Here is a 13905-nt window from a genome sequence, read left to right on the forward strand (position 1 = left end):
CTTCGGTCGCCGGCGCGATCGGCGCATCGGGCGGCGCGTCGCATGAGCAGCGGGCGGCGCGCCGCGTAATGCGCCTCGCAGGCTGGGGCCTCGCGCCTGTGCGTCTTGCGAAGGTGCCGCATAACGTCTCATGAAAAAGGGAACCCCGCGTTGGCGGGGTTCCCTTTTGTCTCAGGATGAGCTTGGCTTTTGCGGCGTGTCGCGCGGGCGCGCCGCTTGCCAGATCGTCGAACGCTCTAGTAGCGGACGAACACCATGCCGGCCTGCACGGGGCCGTAGATGACGCCGACGCCCTCGGTGGCGGCGTGGATCATCTGGTTGTTGCCCACGTAGATGCCGCAGTGGTCGGCGTTCACGGCCACGTCGCCCGGCTGCGGGTCGCTCACGCGCGGCCAGCCGAGGAAGGTGTAGGTGGTGCCCAGGCGGCTGTAGGCGCCGGTGAGGCAGTAGGACACGAAGCCCGAGCAGTCGAACTGGCCCGGTGCGCAGGCGCCCCACACGTACTGAGCGTTGCCCACGTAGCTCTGCGCGCGCCCGACGACCGAGCCTGCGTCGGCGGGGACGTAGGTGGGGGCGCTGCTGACGTTGCCGCCACCACCGGAGTTCCCGTTGTTCGAGGGTCGGCTCGCCTGCTCGATGGCCTGCTGGACGACGGATGCCGCCGCAGCCTCCTCGGCGCGGCGCTGCGCCTCGCGCTCCTGCTCGAGCAGCTCCGCGGCCTCGGCGCTCAGGTTGTCGTAGACGGCCTGCATCTCGGCGACGGTGGCCTCGGCCTGCTCCTTCACCTGGCGGGCCGTCTCGGCCTGCTCAGCGGCGATGCGCTCCTGCTCGGCGTAGGTGGCCTTCTGGGCCTCCACCTCGGCGCGCAGGTCCTTGGTCTGCTGGACCATGTTCGCGTCGTTCTCGTTCATGCTGTTGAGCAGGTCCCAGTTGTTGGTGAACGCCTGGAACGTGGTGGAGCCCAAGAGCAGGTCGATGAAGGACAGCGAGCCGGTGCGGTACATGCTACGCGCGCGTGTGCCGAGCTTGTCCTGGAGGTCGGCGATCTGCCCGTTGGCTTCGTCGATGCGCGCCTGCGCCTCGTCCATCTTCTCCTGCGCGGCCTCCTGCTCGGCCAGCGCGGTGAAGTAGTCGTTAGACGCGACGTCGAGCTGCGTCTGCATGGCGTTGAGCTTGTCGAGCGTGGCGGCGGCCTCAGCCTGCTTCTCGGCGGCCGTGGGCGCGGCGAGGGCGGTGAGGGGGTTGAGGGCCAAGGTGCAGGTCGCAGCTCCGAAGACCGCGGCGCTGCCGAGGAACGTGCGCCTGGTCACGGCGCTGAAATGCTCGCTCATCAGTTTGTAAACCTCCCTAGATTGAGCACGTGGGACATCGTTTGTTGCAAACATGCTGGCTATCATAACACGAGAAGCCCGCGTGCAAACTTCCTTGAGAAAGCCTTCATAACTCGCTGCCGCTCGCCGCCTCGCTCGTTGCTTCGTGCTAGGTGCTTGATTAGGCTCGAACTTTTTTCGGGAATTACGCGCGCCATACACTTATATGAGAGGGGAGCGCGCGGATGATTTTCGGTATAATGCCTGATGCGAAGGGTGTTTCTCCGTGCTCCTCGCGCGATTTGCGGAGGAGATGTGTGGATACGCCCGGAGGCGTGTAAGTGGTTGACAGGCGGTATCCGGTAGCGTATTATTCATTCGCTCGCTTGTTCGGAGCACGTTTGGACGGGCGGGCGGCAGCTTGATAAATACACATGAATTAAGTGCCGAAATGGGCGTGTGCCCGAGTGGTTAAAGGGGACGGGCTGTAAACCCGTTAGCTATGCTTACCTAGGTTCGAATCCTAGCGCGCCCACCATTTCGCCTGTGTAGCTCAGTCGGTAGAGCACTTCGTTGGTAACGAAGAGGTCACCGGTTCAAGTCCGGTCGCAGGCTCCATTAATGGCGGTGTAGCTCAGTTGGTCAGAGCACACGGTTCATACCCGTGGCGTCACTGGTTCAAATCCAGTCACCGCTACCATGAGGAACTGTCGCGTCCGCGCCTCGCGGACGCGTTTATTTTGTTTGTTTCGCGTATGCGAAGAAATCTCTTTTAATAAGGAGGATGAAACATGGCTAAGGAGAAGTTCGAGCGTTCCAAGCCGCATGTTAACATCGGCACGATCGGTCATGTCGACCACGGCAAGACCACGCTGACGGCCGCCATCTCCAAGACCCTGTCCGAGAACGACGGCTCGCACGGCACTGCTCGCGCTGACTTCACCGCCTTCGATCAGATCGACAAGGCTCCTGAGGAGCGTGAGCGCGGCATCACCATCTCCATCGCTCACATCGAGTACGAGACCGACAAGCGTCACTACGCTCATGTTGACTGCCCCGGCCATGCCGACTACGTCAAGAACATGATCACCGGCGCTGCTCAGATGGACGGCGCGATCCTCGTTATCGCCGCCACCGACGGCCCCATGGCCCAGACGCGTGAGCACATCCTGCTCGCCCGCCAGGTCGGCGTCCCCTACATCGTGGTCTTCCTGAACAAGTGCGACATGGTCGACGACGAGGAGCTCATCGAGCTCGTCGAGATGGAGGTCACCGAGCTGCTCGACTCCTACGGCTTCGAGGATTGCCCGATCGTTCGCGGCTCTGCTCTGAAGGCCCTCGAGGGCGAGGCCGAGTGGCAGGAGAAGATCTGGGAGCTCATGGAGCTCGTTGACGAGCACATCCCGACCCCCGAGCGCGACGTTGACAAGCCGTTCCTGATGGCTGTCGAGGACACCATGACCATCACCGGCCGCGGCACCGTTGCCACCGGTCGTGTGGAGCGCGGCGTCCTGCACGTGAACGACCCGCTGGAGATCATCGGCATCCGCGAGACCCAGAACACGGTCTGCACCGGCATCGAGATGTTCCGCAAGCTGCTCGACGAGGCCCAGGCCGGCGACAACATCGGCTGCCTGCTCCGCGGCATCAAGCGCGAGGAGATCGTCCGCGGCCAGGTTCTCTGCAAGCCCGGCAGCGTGACCCCGCACACCGAGTTCGAGGGCCAGGTCTACATCCTGACCAAGGAAGAGGGCGGCCGCCACACCCCGTTCTTCGACGGCTATCGTCCGCAGTTCTACTTCCGCACCACCGACATCACCGGCGTTGCGCATCTTCCCGAGGGCACCGAGATGGTCATGCCTGGTGACAACATCACCATCACCGGCGAGCTCATCCACCCGATCGCCATGGAAGAGGGCCTCAAGTTCGCTATCCGCGAGGGTGGCCGCACCGTTGGCTCCGGCCGCGTGACCAAGATCATCAAGTAACTTATTTCTGCTTGATATGCAGGGCTTGCGCTTGCTCGCAGGCGCAAGCCCTCTTCTTCGGTATTCATGTGTATGCGCCTAAGCTTGCTCGAGTTTAACGGCAAAAGGAGAATTCATGCGTACGTTGGTCACCCTGGCCTGCACCGAGTGCAAGCGCCGCAACTACACGACCAAGAAGAACAAGCAGAACAACCCTGACCGCATCGAGTTCAAGAAGTACTGCAAGTGGTGTGGGCATCACACCATGCACAAGGAAACTCGCTAGAGGTTTGGTGTTTTAGGAAACAGGCATAGGCCAGTAGCTCCAATTGGTAGAGCGGCGGTCTCCAAAACCGCATGTTGGGGGTTCGAGTCCCTCCTGGCCTGCCAGCTTGTTTGGTACGAGCAGCCCGACGGCTGCTTGTTTGGCGTTTAGACGATTATCATTTCACCACTTTTTTTCAGAAGGATTCTCATGGCGAAGAAGTCCAAGACACAGAGAGCGAAGGCATCCGCGGCTCGTCAGCAGCGCAAGGCTGCGCGTGAGCAGGAGGAGCTCAACCCGCGCGTCGAGGAAACTCCGGCGGTCGAGGAGGCTCCCAAGAAGTCGCTCTTCAAGAAGACGAGCGACGACGCGGCTGCGAAGAGCCCTGAGCCCAAGGCCTCTGCCAAGAAGGCTGAGGAGAAGAAGCCCAAGAAGAAGCGCTTCAAGTTCCTCCGCGAGGTCCGTTCCGAGATGAAGCGCGTCACCTGGCCGACCCGCACCGACGTCCTGCGTTGGTCGGGCGTTGTGGTCGTGGCCCTTCTGTTCTTCGGCGTGTTCGTCGCGTTGCTCGACAACGCCATCATCACGCCGCTTCTCGTCCTGATCTCTGGCATTGGAGCTTAACGTTATGGCTAAGAAGTGGTACGTCCTGCATACCTATTCCGGGTATGAGAACAAGGTTAAGACGAACCTCGAGACCCGCATTGAAACCATGGGCCTCGAAAACAACGTGTTCGGCATCGAGATCCCGACCGAAGTGGTCACGGAGATCAAGGAAGGCGGCCGCCGCGTCGAGAGCGAGAAGAAGGTGTTCCCGGGCTACGTCCTGGTGCGCATGGAGCTCGACGACCGCAGCTGGGCTGCCGTCCGCAACACGCCGGGCGTCACGGGATTCGTGGGGAGTCAAGGCAACCCCTCGCCGCTGACGCGCGACGAGTACAACAAGATCATGAAGCGCACGAGCCACGAGGCTCCGAAGAAGACCTCGTCGAGCCTCGAGGTGGGGCAGCCTGTCAAGGTGGTCTCCGGCCCGCTCGCCGAGTTCGACGGCGTGATCTCCGAGGTATCCCCCGAAGCCGGCAAGGTTAAGGTTATGGTTTCGATCTTCGGCCGCGAAACCCCGGTTGAGCTTTCGTTCGACCAGGTGGCCAAGATCTAAGTTTGAACACACTGAACGTCGCGTTCGTGCCCGCGTGGACCGGGGCTTCTCACGAGCGCGAGGTTTTTGTGATAGAGAGAGTATTCGACCACATCTGAAAGGTAGTGACAGATGGCTGAGAAGAAGCAGACGGGCTTCGTCAAGTTGCAGATTCCCGCGGGTGCCGCGAACCCCGCACCGCCGGTCGGCCCGGCGCTCGGCGCCCAGGGCGTCAACATCATGCAGTTCTGCCAGGCGTTCAACGCCCAGACGCAGGACCAGTCCGGCACCATCATCCCCGTTGAGATCACGATCTACGAGGACAAGACCTTCACTTTCGTGTGCAAGACGCCCCCGGCGGCCGTGCTCATCAAGGAGAAGCTCGGCATCAAGAGCGGCGCGGGCATCCCGCAGCTGCAGACCGTCGGCACGCTGACCGAGGAGCAGCTCCGCGAGATCGCCGAGATCAAGATGCCCGACCTGAACGCCAACACCATCGAGGCCGCCATGGAGATCGTCGCCGGCACGGCCCGCTCCATGGGCGTGCGCATCGAGGGCCGCGAGATGAAGAAGAAGTACGTCCCGTCTCGCAAGGTCGCCGCGATGCTCCAGGGCAAGACGATCGAGGAGTAGCAGCCGCAGGCTCGCAGGCGGCACGTCCCCTGCGAGGCTTCAAGCGGCGCGCGAGCACGCGCTCGCATGACGCATCAGTTGTAAGTGGAAGAGCTAGAAGCGCTCGCCATTACCACGAAAGGATCAGAGCATGACCAAGAAGTCCAAGAAGTACCTCGCTGCGATGGAGCAGATCCCCGAGCAGCCCGTTTCCCCGCTCGCTGCGATGAAGCTCGTCAAGGAGATCGCGACCGCGAACTTCGACGAGACCGTCGAGGGCCACTTCCGCCTCGGCATCGACACCCGCCAGGCTGACCAGCAGCTGCGCGGCACCGTGAGCCTCCCGAACGGCTCCGGCAAGACCGTGCGCGTCGCCGTGTTCGCCGAGGGCGAGGCTGCGCGCGTCGCCGAGGAGGCGGGCGCTGACATCGTCGGCACCGAGGAGCTCGTCGCCCAGGTGCAGGCCGGTGAGTTCAACTTCGACGCCGCCGTGGCCACGCCCGACCAGATGGGCAAGGTCGGCCGTCTCGGCAAGATCCTCGGCCCCCGCGGCCTCATGCCGAACCCCAAGCTCGGCACGGTGACCAACGACGTGGCCAAGGCCATCAAGGAGCTCAAGGGCGGCCGCGTGGAGTACCGCGCCGACCGCTACGGCATCGCGCACGTGACGCTCGGCAAGGTGAGCTTCACGGCCGAGCAGCTCGCCGAGAACTACGGCGCCGTGTTTGACGAGATCCTGCGCATGAAGCCGGCCGCCGCCAAGGGCCGCTACGTGAAGTCCGTCACGGTTGCCTCCACCATGAGCCCGGGCGTGCCCGTTGACTCCGCGGTGACCCGCAACTACCTCGAGGCTGCCGAGTAGCACCTACTCTCTCATCATCCGAAGGCCGCTCCCCCGTGGGGCGGCTTTTTTTGTTGCTTTCGGGCGGGGCGCGGGGGCGGGACGGAGTTGGAGTGGCGAAGAGGTGAGGGCGGCGCGTGGGGGCGGGGGCCGGGCAGAGCTCAGTCGCTCAGACAGTCCTGCTCGCGCGAAGCGCCCACAGGGCGCTTCGGCTCGTGCGGAACTCGCTTGATGAGCACCGCCCGGCCCCCGCCCCCACATGGCAGGCGAAGCTCAGTCGCTTTGACGGCCCTGTTCGCGCGAAGCGCTCGGGGCATCTCGGCTCGTGCGGAACTCGCTTGGTGAGCACCGCCTGGCTCCCGTCCCCGCGCGCATGAGGGGGTGTTTTACCAGATGATCAGCTATAATGGGTCGACGTGAGAGTCGACGGGAAGGGTGCGGCATGGGCGTTGTCATAAAGAGCGCGGCGGAGATCGAGGCGATGAAGGAGGCGGGCCGCGTGTCCGCTAAGGTGCTGCGCGAGGTGGGCAAGATGGTGCGCCCGGGCGTCACCACGCTCGAGCTCGACGAGTTCGCCGAGGCGCTCATCCGCCTCGAGGGCGGCATTCCCGCGTTCAAGGGCTACGGCGGCTTCCCCGGCTCCATCTGCGCGTCGGTGAACGAGCAGATCGTGCACGGCATCCCGTCGGCGAAGGTGGTGCTCAAGGAGGGCGACATCATCTCCATTGACACGGGCGCCGTGGTCGACGGCTGGGTGGGCGACAACGCCTGGACGTTCGCCGTGGGGAAGGTATCGCCCGAGAAGGCGCGTCTGCTCGAGGTGACGGAGAAGTGCATGTGGGCCGGCGTGGAGGCCGCGCGGCCGGGCAACCGTCTCGGCGACATCGGGCACGCGGTGCAGGCGGTGGCCGAGGCGGCGGGGTACGGCGTGGTGCGCGAGTACGTGGGGCACGGCGTCGGGCGCGTCATGCACGAGGAGCCCAACGTCCCCAACTACGGGTTCCGCCACACGGGCATGCGCCTTGCGCCCGGCATGGTGATCGCCATCGAGCCGATGATCAACATGGGAACGCACAAGACGCGCGCGATGTCCGACGGCTGGCTCGTGTGCACGCGCGACGGGAAGCCCTCGGCGCACTTCGAGAAGACGGTCGCCATCACCGAGGAGGGCCCCGTGGTGCTCACCGCCGAGGAAGGCCACCGCCGCCCCGTGTGACGTCCTGTGTCAGGAGCGCCGCAGCTTGCGCGCGACCTTGCCGGTGATGCTGGTGACGAACTGCGCCTCGGGGAGCTGTAGCTTCACGGCGGGCCCGAAGGTCACGACGAGGCTTATCAGGCCCGCGACCGCGATGTAGGCGAACGCCTGGGCGATTGACCCGTCGAGCGGCGCGACGAAGCCCTCGAGCAGCGCGAGCACGCCTGCGCCCGCCGCCGCGCCCATGAGCCCCAGGCCGAGCGCGCGCACGCACGAAAGCGCGATGGACCCGAGCCCCATGGCGCCGTAGAGGCGGCGCAGGTAGGCGAACAGCAGCACGTCGCCGACGAGGTAGGCGACGATGGTTCCCCCGGCGATGCACTCGATCGACAGCGGCAGCCCGCTCTCAACCCCCCACGCGGACGCCATCACGACGCCCACCTGCAGCGCGGAGGCGACGAACGTGACCACGGAGAACGCCGTCATCTTCCGGATGCTCGAGAACACCATCTGCAGGTAGGTGTTCACGCCGTAGAACGGCAGCGCCGCCGCCATGACGGCCAGGTACGCGGCGATCTGCGTGATGCTGTCGGAGGTGAACGCGCCCATGTGGTAGAGCGTCACGAGCGGCACCGAGAACACCACGAGGTAGAGCGCGAACGGGATCATGAGGAAGAATATCTGGCTTGAGCCGCTCGTGATGCCGCGGACCACGCCGCGCGTGTTGCCGTCGGCCTGCATGTCGGACAGCTCCGTGAACATGGTGGTCGCCACGGGGATGGCCAAAAACGAGTAGGGGAACGTGAACCACAGGCGCGAGTACGCGATCACCGACGGGCCGTTGTCGGCGAAGCAGTACGAGGCGGCGTTGGTGACTGACACCGTGACGAACGAGCATATCGTGACGAACAGCGCGGGCACGCCGAGGCTCACCGTCTCGCGCAGCGCCGGGTCGCGCAGGTTGATGCGCGGGCGCAGGCGGATGCCGTTCTTCTTGAGGGCGGGGATCTGGATGGCCATCTGCACGAACACGCCGAGCGGGTTCCCGATGGCGATCACGTAGAACGCGAGCTTGGGGTTCTCCGGCGCGACGAACGCGTACATGATGAACGTGGCGATCACGATGACGTTGTTGAACACCGGCGCGATGGCGCCCCACAGGTAGTCGCGGTTGGCGTTGAGCAGGCCCGACACGATGGACGACGCCCCGTAGAACACCACTTGGATGGCGAAGAACCTGAAGAGGAACACCGACAGGTCCATCTCGTCTTGGTTCGAGTAGAACGTCTGGGTGTAGATCACCTGCGCGGGGAAGAGCATGCACAGAAGCGAGACGGCGCCGAGCCCCACCACCACGATGGTGAGCAGGTTGGAGGCGTACTCCTCGCTGGGGCCCCGCCCGAGCTTCTTCTTGACCGAGAGGTACACGGGCAGAAACGCCGTGGCGAGCATGCCGCCCATCACGAGCTCGTAGAGCATGTTGGGCAGGTTGTTCGCCACCTGGTACGAGCTTGAGACGAACGTGGCGCCGAGCGCGAAGGCCATGGCCCACGTGCGGGCGAAGCCGGTGATGCGCGAGATGATGGTGCAGACGCTGATGAGCGCCGCCGACGTGCCGACCTCGGGCGCGGCAGGCTCGAGGTCGCGGTCGCTCGGCGGCTCGGCGGCGGCTTCGGCCTGAGCGGCGCGATGCCGCACGGGCTTTGGCCGAGGCTGAGCCGCGCGCGTGGGTTCGGGCTCGTCCTGCGCGCACAGCTCTTGCGTGCGGTCGACTCCGGCGTGGCTGCCGATGACGGGGATGAGGCCCGTCTGCCCGGCCGGGGTGCTTCGCATGGGATCGCGGTCAACGCCAGCGTGGCGGCCGCGCGTGCGCGGCGCCTCGGCGGGCGTGCGGTCGCGCGTTGGGCTGGGTGCGGGGGCATCCTCGATGCGCGCATGCCGACCGCGCGTATGTTGAGCTCGGCTGAGCTTTTCGGACATGAGATCGGCCTTCGTGCGCATCGGATATAATGGTCAGTCAATCATAGCAAAACGAGGAAGCTGGCCCGCATGCACGCACTTATCGTACGCAATAACTCCAATCCCCTGGCGACGGACGCGTCGCTTCTGCTCGCCGCCTACTTCTCAGCGCAGGGGATCGACTTCACGACGCTCGGATCAGGGCAGATCAGCGGCGACGCGGGCAACCGCGAGGCCGCCCGCGCGCTGCCGGGGCGCGTCGACCTCGCGGTGGTGCTCGGCGGCGACGGCACCATCCTGCACACCGCGCGCCTGCTCGCGGGAACGCAGACGCCCATCTTAGGGATCAACTTCGGCCGTCTGGGCTTTCTGGCGAACGCGTGCGAGGAGGGCGTGGTCGCCATGGTGTCGCGCGCGCTGGCGGGCGAGCTCCAGGTTGAGCGGAGGTCGAACCTGCGCATCGACGTGGTGTGCGAAGGGGAGCGCGACCCGTTCGACGACGCGGAGGACGGCGAGGGCGCCTTCGGCGCCCCTGCGTGGGACGGCGGGAGCGCGGGGGAAGGCGACGAGCCCGCAGGCGAAGGCGGCCCCGATGCGCCGCGCACGTTCTTCGCGCTCAACGAGGTGGCCATCACGCGCGGCGCCATGGGGCGCATCATCGACTTCACGCTCGACATCTCGGACAACCGCATCGCGCACATGCGCGGCGACGGCATGGTGGTGGCGACGGCCACGGGCTCGACGGCCTACGCGCTCTCCGCGGGCGGGCCGCTCGTGGCACCGGGGTTCACGGGCCTCGTCACCGTGCCGCTCGCGCCGCACTCGCTGCGCTCGCGCGCGATCCTCACGAGCGACAACGACGTGGTGTGCGTGACACTCGAGGGCAAGGACGCCGCCCGCGAGGCCACGCTGTTCGTCGACGGCGACATGCTCGCGTTCGACCAGCCCGTGAGGCGCGTCTACGCCCGCCGCGGCGAGGAACCCACCGTGCTTCTGCGCTCAGACGCCGAGAACTTCTACACCTACGCCGCCGAAGTGTTCTTCTAGGCGGTTCCGCCCGTCCTGGCGGAGCGGGCGGAACCGCTCGACGCTGCGGCTTCCTGCGGCACCTGACCTAGCCCCTTGTTTCGCACGCGGCGCGGCACGAAGGCCGCTTGGTGCGAAGGCGGGGCTATCTCAGGCACCGCAGAAACCCTCGCTGACGCTACGAACGACAAGCGAGAGCGGCCTCTGCGCCTACTTGTGGTAGTAGCGGTGCTGCTCGTACTTCGGCTCGCAGCAGACGTTGATCCCGAGCGTGCGGTAGAGCTTCTCGTCGGTCGAGGAGATGATCACGCTGAAGTAGGCGTCGCAGCCGCGCAGCTTGTCCACGTTCTCCATGAGGCGCTCGGCCATGGGGTTGGTGACCGAGCTGATCGAGAGCGCCAGCAGCGTCTCGTCGGAGTGCAGGCGCGGGTTCTGGCTCTTCAGGTGCTCGGTCTTGAGGTGGCAGATGGGCTCGAGCACGTCGTCGGAGATCACGTAGAGCTCGTCGTCGACGCCCGAGACGCCCTTGAGCGCGTTCATCAGCAGCGCCGAGGCCGCGCCGAGCAAATTCCCCGTCTTGCCGGTGACCACCGTGCCGTCCGGCAGCACCATCGCGCCCGCCGGGCCGCCCGTCGTCTCCTCCTTCAGCAGCGCCGCCGAGCGCGCCGGCGAGAGGTTCGCGTTGATGCCCGCCTGGTTCATGAGCATCTCGAGCTTCTCCACCTCCTCGGTGCCGGTGCCCGTGCGCTTGGCCTTCACGGCGGTCTGGAAGTAGCGGCGCACGATCTCCATGTTCGCCGCCGCGCGCACCGCGTCGTCGTCGACGATGGCCATGCCGGCCATGTTCACGCCCATGTCGGTGGGGGACTGGTACGGGCTCTCGCCGAGGATGCGCTCCATCATGGCCTTGAGCACGGGGAAGATCTCCACGTCGCGGTTGTAGTTGACGGTGGTCTTCCCGTAGGCCTCCAGGTGGAACGGGTCGATGATGTTCGCGTCGGCCAGGTCGGCCGTGGCGGCCTCGTACGCGATGTTCACGGGGTGCTTGAGCGGCAGGTTCCAGATGGGGAACGTCTCGTACTTGGCGTAGCCCGCCACGATGCCGCGCCTGTTCTCGTGGTAGAGCTGCGAGAGGCACGTGGCCATCTTGCCCGAGCCGGGGCCGGGCGCGGTCACCACCACGAGCGGGCGCGAGGTCTCCACGAAGTCGTTTCGGCCGAAGCCGTCCTCGCTCACGATGTGGTCGATGTCATAGGGGTAGCCCGTGATGGGGTAGTGCAGGTAGCTCGTGATGCCCATGGACGTGAGGCGCTTGCGGAACGCGTCGGCGGCGGGCTGGTTGGCGTAGTGCGTGATGACCACGCTGCCCACCATGAAGCCCATGGAGCGGAAGATGTCCATGAGGCGCAGCACGTCGTCGTCGTAGGTGATGCCCAGATCGCCGCGGATCTTCGCCTTCTCGATGTGGTTGGCGTTGACGGCGATCACGATCTCCACGTCGTCGATGAGGCTTCTGAGCATGCGGATCTTGGAGTCGGGCTCGAAGCCGGGCAGCACGCGGGAGGCGTGGTAGTCGTCGAAGAGCTTCCCGCCGAACTCGAGGTAGAGCTTCCCGCCGAACTGGTTGATGCGCTCGCGAATGTGCTCTGCCTGCAGGGTGATGTACTTGTCGTTGTCGAAGCCGCGCTGCATGTGTTGATCTGCCCCTTCTCGTCGTGCGTGCCAGTGGAGGCGTACACGCGAATAGCGCGTACCAACGTATTATAGCGAAGGCGGCCGCGCTTTCGTTTCGCCTTTGTAAAAAGCGGGAGGCGCGCAGGGAGCGCGGGCGGGACGGCTCGTAGAATTAAAAGGCGTTTGCAGGGCGCTTCACGGCGCCGTGCGGCGCTTTTTCTTTTTCGGGCGGGAAGGGAGCATCATGGCCAAGCACATCTTCGTTACGGGCGGCGTCGTGTCGTCGCTGGGCAAGGGCATCACGGCGGCGTCGCTCGGGCATCTGCTGAAGGCGCGGGGGTACAAGGTGACCATGCAGAAGATGGACCCCTACCTCAACGTGGACCCCGGCACCATGAGCCCGTTCCAGCACGGCGAGGTGTTCGTGACCGAGGACGGGCACGAGGGCGACCTCGACCTGGGGCATTACGAGCGCTTCATCGACGAGAACCTCACGCGCGAGTCCAACTTCACGCAGGGCTCCATCTATCAGACGCTCATCGCGCGCGAGCGCCGCGGCGACTTTCTGGGCGGCACCGTGCAGGTGATCCCGCACGTGACCGAGGCCATCAAGGAGCGCCTGCGCCGGATCGCCGACCAGAGCTGCGCCGACATCGTGATCTCGGAGATCGGCGGCACCATCGGCGACATCGAGAGCCAGCCGTTCATCGAGGCCGCGCGCCAGTTCAAGAAGGAGAAGCCCGCGGGCGACGTGATCTTCGCGCACGTGACGCTCGTGCCCTACATCGCGGCCGCGCACGAGGTGAAGACCAAGCCCACGCAGCACTCGGTGAAGGAGCTGCGCTCCATCGGCGTGCAACCCGACTTCATCGTCTGCCGGTCCGACCACGAGATCTCGGCGAAGGTGCGCGAGAAGATCGCGCTGTTCTGCGACGTGGCCGCCGACGAGGTGCTCGCCTGCACCGACGCGCCCTCCATCTACGAGGTGCCGCTGAGCCTGTTCGAGCAGGGCTTCGACGTGAAGGTGCTCGACCGGTTGGGTCTCGAGCGCCGCTCCGCCGACCTTGGCGACCTGCGCGGCTTTCTGCGCGACGCGGCGAGCTGCGAGGGCGAGGTGGAGATCGCCGTGGTGGGCAAGTACGTGAGCCTTCCCGACGCGTACCTGTCGGTGGTCGAGGCGCTCGGGCACGCGGGCGTGTACCACAGGCGGCACGTGAACGTCCATCTGATCGACGGCGAGGAGCTCACCGACGCCAACGCGGATAAGGTGCTCGGGCGCATGGACGGCATCCTGGTGCCGGGCGGCTTCGGGCAGCGAGCGTTCGAGGGCAAGATCGCCGCGGCGCGTTACGCCCGCGAGCACAACGTGCCCTACCTGGGCATCTGCCTGGGCTTGCAGGCGGCGGTGTGCGAGTTCGCGCGCCACGTGGCGGGGCTTGAGGGCGCCACGTCGGCCGAGTTCGACCCCGCGTGCGCCCACCCCGTGATCGACCTCATGCCCGAGCAGGAGGACGTGGAGGACAAGGGCGGCACCATGCGCCTGGGCGCCTACCCCTGCAAGGTACGCCCCGGCACGCGCGCGGCCGCGGCGTACGGCGAGGAGGTCGTCTACGAGCGGCACCGCCATCGCTACGAGGTGAACAACGCCTACCGCGACCGCCTCGTGGGCGCGGGGATGGTGATCTCGGGGCTCTCGCCCGACGAGCGCCTCACCGAGATGGTGGAGCTGCCTGACCACCCGTGGTTCGTGGCCAGCCAGGGGCACCCCGAGTTCAAGAGCCGCCCGCATCGCCCGCATCCTCTGTTCCGCAACTTCGTGGGGGCTGCCTCCTCCGCGCGCGGGTAGGGCGGCGGGGAAGGGAGGCGGGCGCGTCTGCCTCCGCGGCGGCTTTCCCGTGCCGGGCGTCCTCCCTTCTGC

The 13905-nt window shown here is 65.7% G+C and carries 12 protein-coding genes and 4 tRNA genes; 13 read left to right on the top strand and 3 right to left on the bottom strand.

Going from position 1 to position 13905, the window contains the following annotated elements; translation table 11 throughout:
- Positions 1-236: 236 nt before the first annotated feature.
- Complete coding sequence (locus tag G7Y50_RS04625; RefSeq protein WP_165050483.1) at positions 237-1331, bottom strand: NlpC/P60 family protein; 1095 nt, start codon at positions 1329-1331, stop codon at positions 237-239.
- A 432-nt stretch (positions 1332-1763) separates the two neighbouring features.
- Between G7Y50_RS04625 and G7Y50_RS04630 the strand changes: the two genes are divergently transcribed.
- The 11 genes from G7Y50_RS04630 (at position 1764) to map (ending at position 7349) form a co-directional block, all read left to right on the top strand.
- A tRNA-Tyr gene (locus G7Y50_RS04630) sits at positions 1764-1848 on the top strand.
- A 4-nt stretch (positions 1849-1852) separates the two neighbouring features.
- A tRNA-Thr gene (locus G7Y50_RS04635) sits at positions 1853-1928 on the top strand.
- 5 nt (positions 1929-1933) lie between these two features.
- Positions 1934-2010: transfer RNA gene (locus G7Y50_RS04640), tRNA-Met, on the top strand.
- 91 nt (positions 2011-2101) lie between these two features.
- On the top strand, positions 2102-3298 hold the full coding sequence (gene tuf, locus G7Y50_RS04645; RefSeq protein ID WP_165050503.1) for an elongation factor Tu: 1197 nt from the start codon (positions 2102-2104) through the stop codon (positions 3296-3298).
- A 115-nt stretch (positions 3299-3413) separates the two neighbouring features.
- Positions 3414-3563, top strand: coding sequence for a 50S ribosomal protein L33 (gene rpmG, locus G7Y50_RS04650; protein ID WP_022363057.1), 150 nt, complete (start codon positions 3414-3416; stop codon positions 3561-3563).
- 27 nt (positions 3564-3590) lie between these two features.
- A tRNA-Trp gene (locus G7Y50_RS04655) sits at positions 3591-3667 on the top strand.
- An 85-nt stretch (positions 3668-3752) separates the two neighbouring features.
- Positions 3753-4166, top strand: coding sequence for a preprotein translocase subunit SecE (gene secE, locus G7Y50_RS04660; RefSeq protein ID WP_165050512.1), 414 nt, complete (start codon positions 3753-3755; stop codon positions 4164-4166).
- 4 nt (positions 4167-4170) lie between these two features.
- Positions 4171-4701 (top strand): transcription termination/antitermination protein NusG, encoded by a 531-nt coding sequence (nusG, locus tag G7Y50_RS04665; protein ID WP_165050517.1) that lies wholly within the window; start codon positions 4171-4173, stop codon positions 4699-4701.
- Between the two features lie 111 nt (positions 4702-4812).
- Complete coding sequence (gene rplK / locus G7Y50_RS04670; RefSeq protein ID WP_165050521.1) at positions 4813-5313, top strand: 50S ribosomal protein L11; 501 nt, start codon at positions 4813-4815, stop codon at positions 5311-5313.
- A gap of 130 nt (positions 5314-5443) precedes the next feature.
- Positions 5444-6154 carry a 50S ribosomal protein L1 gene (gene rplA / locus G7Y50_RS04675; protein WP_165050527.1) on the top strand — a complete coding sequence of 237 codons (711 nt, stop codon included), beginning with the start codon at positions 5444-5446 and terminating at the stop codon, positions 6152-6154.
- Positions 6155-6575: 421 nt separating this feature from the next.
- Positions 6576-7349, top strand: a complete 774-nt coding sequence (gene map / locus G7Y50_RS04685; protein ID WP_165050534.1) for a type I methionyl aminopeptidase — start codon at positions 6576-6578, stop codon at positions 7347-7349.
- 9 nt (positions 7350-7358) lie between these two features.
- Here the strand turns inward: map and murJ are convergent, their stop codons facing one another.
- Positions 7359-9308, bottom strand: coding sequence for a murein biosynthesis integral membrane protein MurJ (murJ, locus tag G7Y50_RS04690; protein WP_165050541.1), 1950 nt, complete (start codon positions 9306-9308; stop codon positions 7359-7361).
- Between the two features lie 69 nt (positions 9309-9377).
- Between murJ and G7Y50_RS04695 the strand changes: the two genes are divergently transcribed.
- Positions 9378-10334, top strand: a complete 957-nt coding sequence (locus G7Y50_RS04695) for an NAD(+)/NADH kinase (RefSeq protein WP_165050546.1) — start codon at positions 9378-9380, stop codon at positions 10332-10334.
- A 189-nt stretch (positions 10335-10523) separates the two neighbouring features.
- Here the strand turns inward: G7Y50_RS04695 and G7Y50_RS04700 are convergent, their stop codons facing one another.
- Positions 10524-12005, bottom strand: a complete 1482-nt coding sequence (locus G7Y50_RS04700) for a DUF1846 domain-containing protein (protein WP_165050551.1) — start codon at positions 12003-12005, stop codon at positions 10524-10526.
- Between the two features lie 226 nt (positions 12006-12231).
- Here G7Y50_RS04700 and G7Y50_RS04705 point away from each other — a divergent pair, with 226 nt between their 5' ends.
- On the top strand, positions 12232-13833 hold the full coding sequence (locus tag G7Y50_RS04705; RefSeq protein WP_165050575.1) for a CTP synthase: 1602 nt from the start codon (positions 12232-12234) through the stop codon (positions 13831-13833).
- Positions 13834-13905: the final 72 nt, after the last annotated feature.

Source organism: Adlercreutzia sp. ZJ176 (assembly GCF_011038975.1).
Taxonomy (GTDB): Bacteria; Actinomycetota; Coriobacteriia; order Coriobacteriales; family Eggerthellaceae; genus CAAEEV01.

Coding starts and splice junctions, on each gene's coding strand:
- G7Y50_RS04625 (WP_165050483.1), bottom strand. CDS start 1,331: ATGAGCGAGCATTTCAGCGCCGTGACCAGGCGCACGTTCCTCGGCAGC.
- tuf (WP_165050503.1), top strand. CDS start 2,102: ATGGCTAAGGAGAAGTTCGAGCGTTCCAAGCCGCATGTTAACATCGGC.
- rpmG (WP_022363057.1), top strand. CDS start 3,414: ATGCGTACGTTGGTCACCCTGGCCTGCACCGAGTGCAAGCGCCGCAAC.
- secE (WP_165050512.1), top strand. CDS start 3,753: ATGGCGAAGAAGTCCAAGACACAGAGAGCGAAGGCATCCGCGGCTCGT.
- nusG (WP_165050517.1), top strand. CDS start 4,171: ATGGCTAAGAAGTGGTACGTCCTGCATACCTATTCCGGGTATGAGAAC.
- rplK (WP_165050521.1), top strand. CDS start 4,813: ATGGCTGAGAAGAAGCAGACGGGCTTCGTCAAGTTGCAGATTCCCGCG.
- rplA (WP_165050527.1), top strand. CDS start 5,444: ATGACCAAGAAGTCCAAGAAGTACCTCGCTGCGATGGAGCAGATCCCC.
- map (WP_165050534.1), top strand. CDS start 6,576: ATGGGCGTTGTCATAAAGAGCGCGGCGGAGATCGAGGCGATGAAGGAG.
- murJ (WP_165050541.1), bottom strand. CDS start 9,308: ATGTCCGAAAAGCTCAGCCGAGCTCAACATACGCGCGGTCGGCATGCG.
- G7Y50_RS04695 (WP_165050546.1), top strand. CDS start 9,378: ATGCACGCACTTATCGTACGCAATAACTCCAATCCCCTGGCGACGGAC.
- G7Y50_RS04700 (WP_165050551.1), bottom strand. CDS start 12,005: ATGCAGCGCGGCTTCGACAACGACAAGTACATCACCCTGCAGGCAGAG.
- G7Y50_RS04705 (WP_165050575.1), top strand. CDS start 12,232: ATGGCCAAGCACATCTTCGTTACGGGCGGCGTCGTGTCGTCGCTGGGC.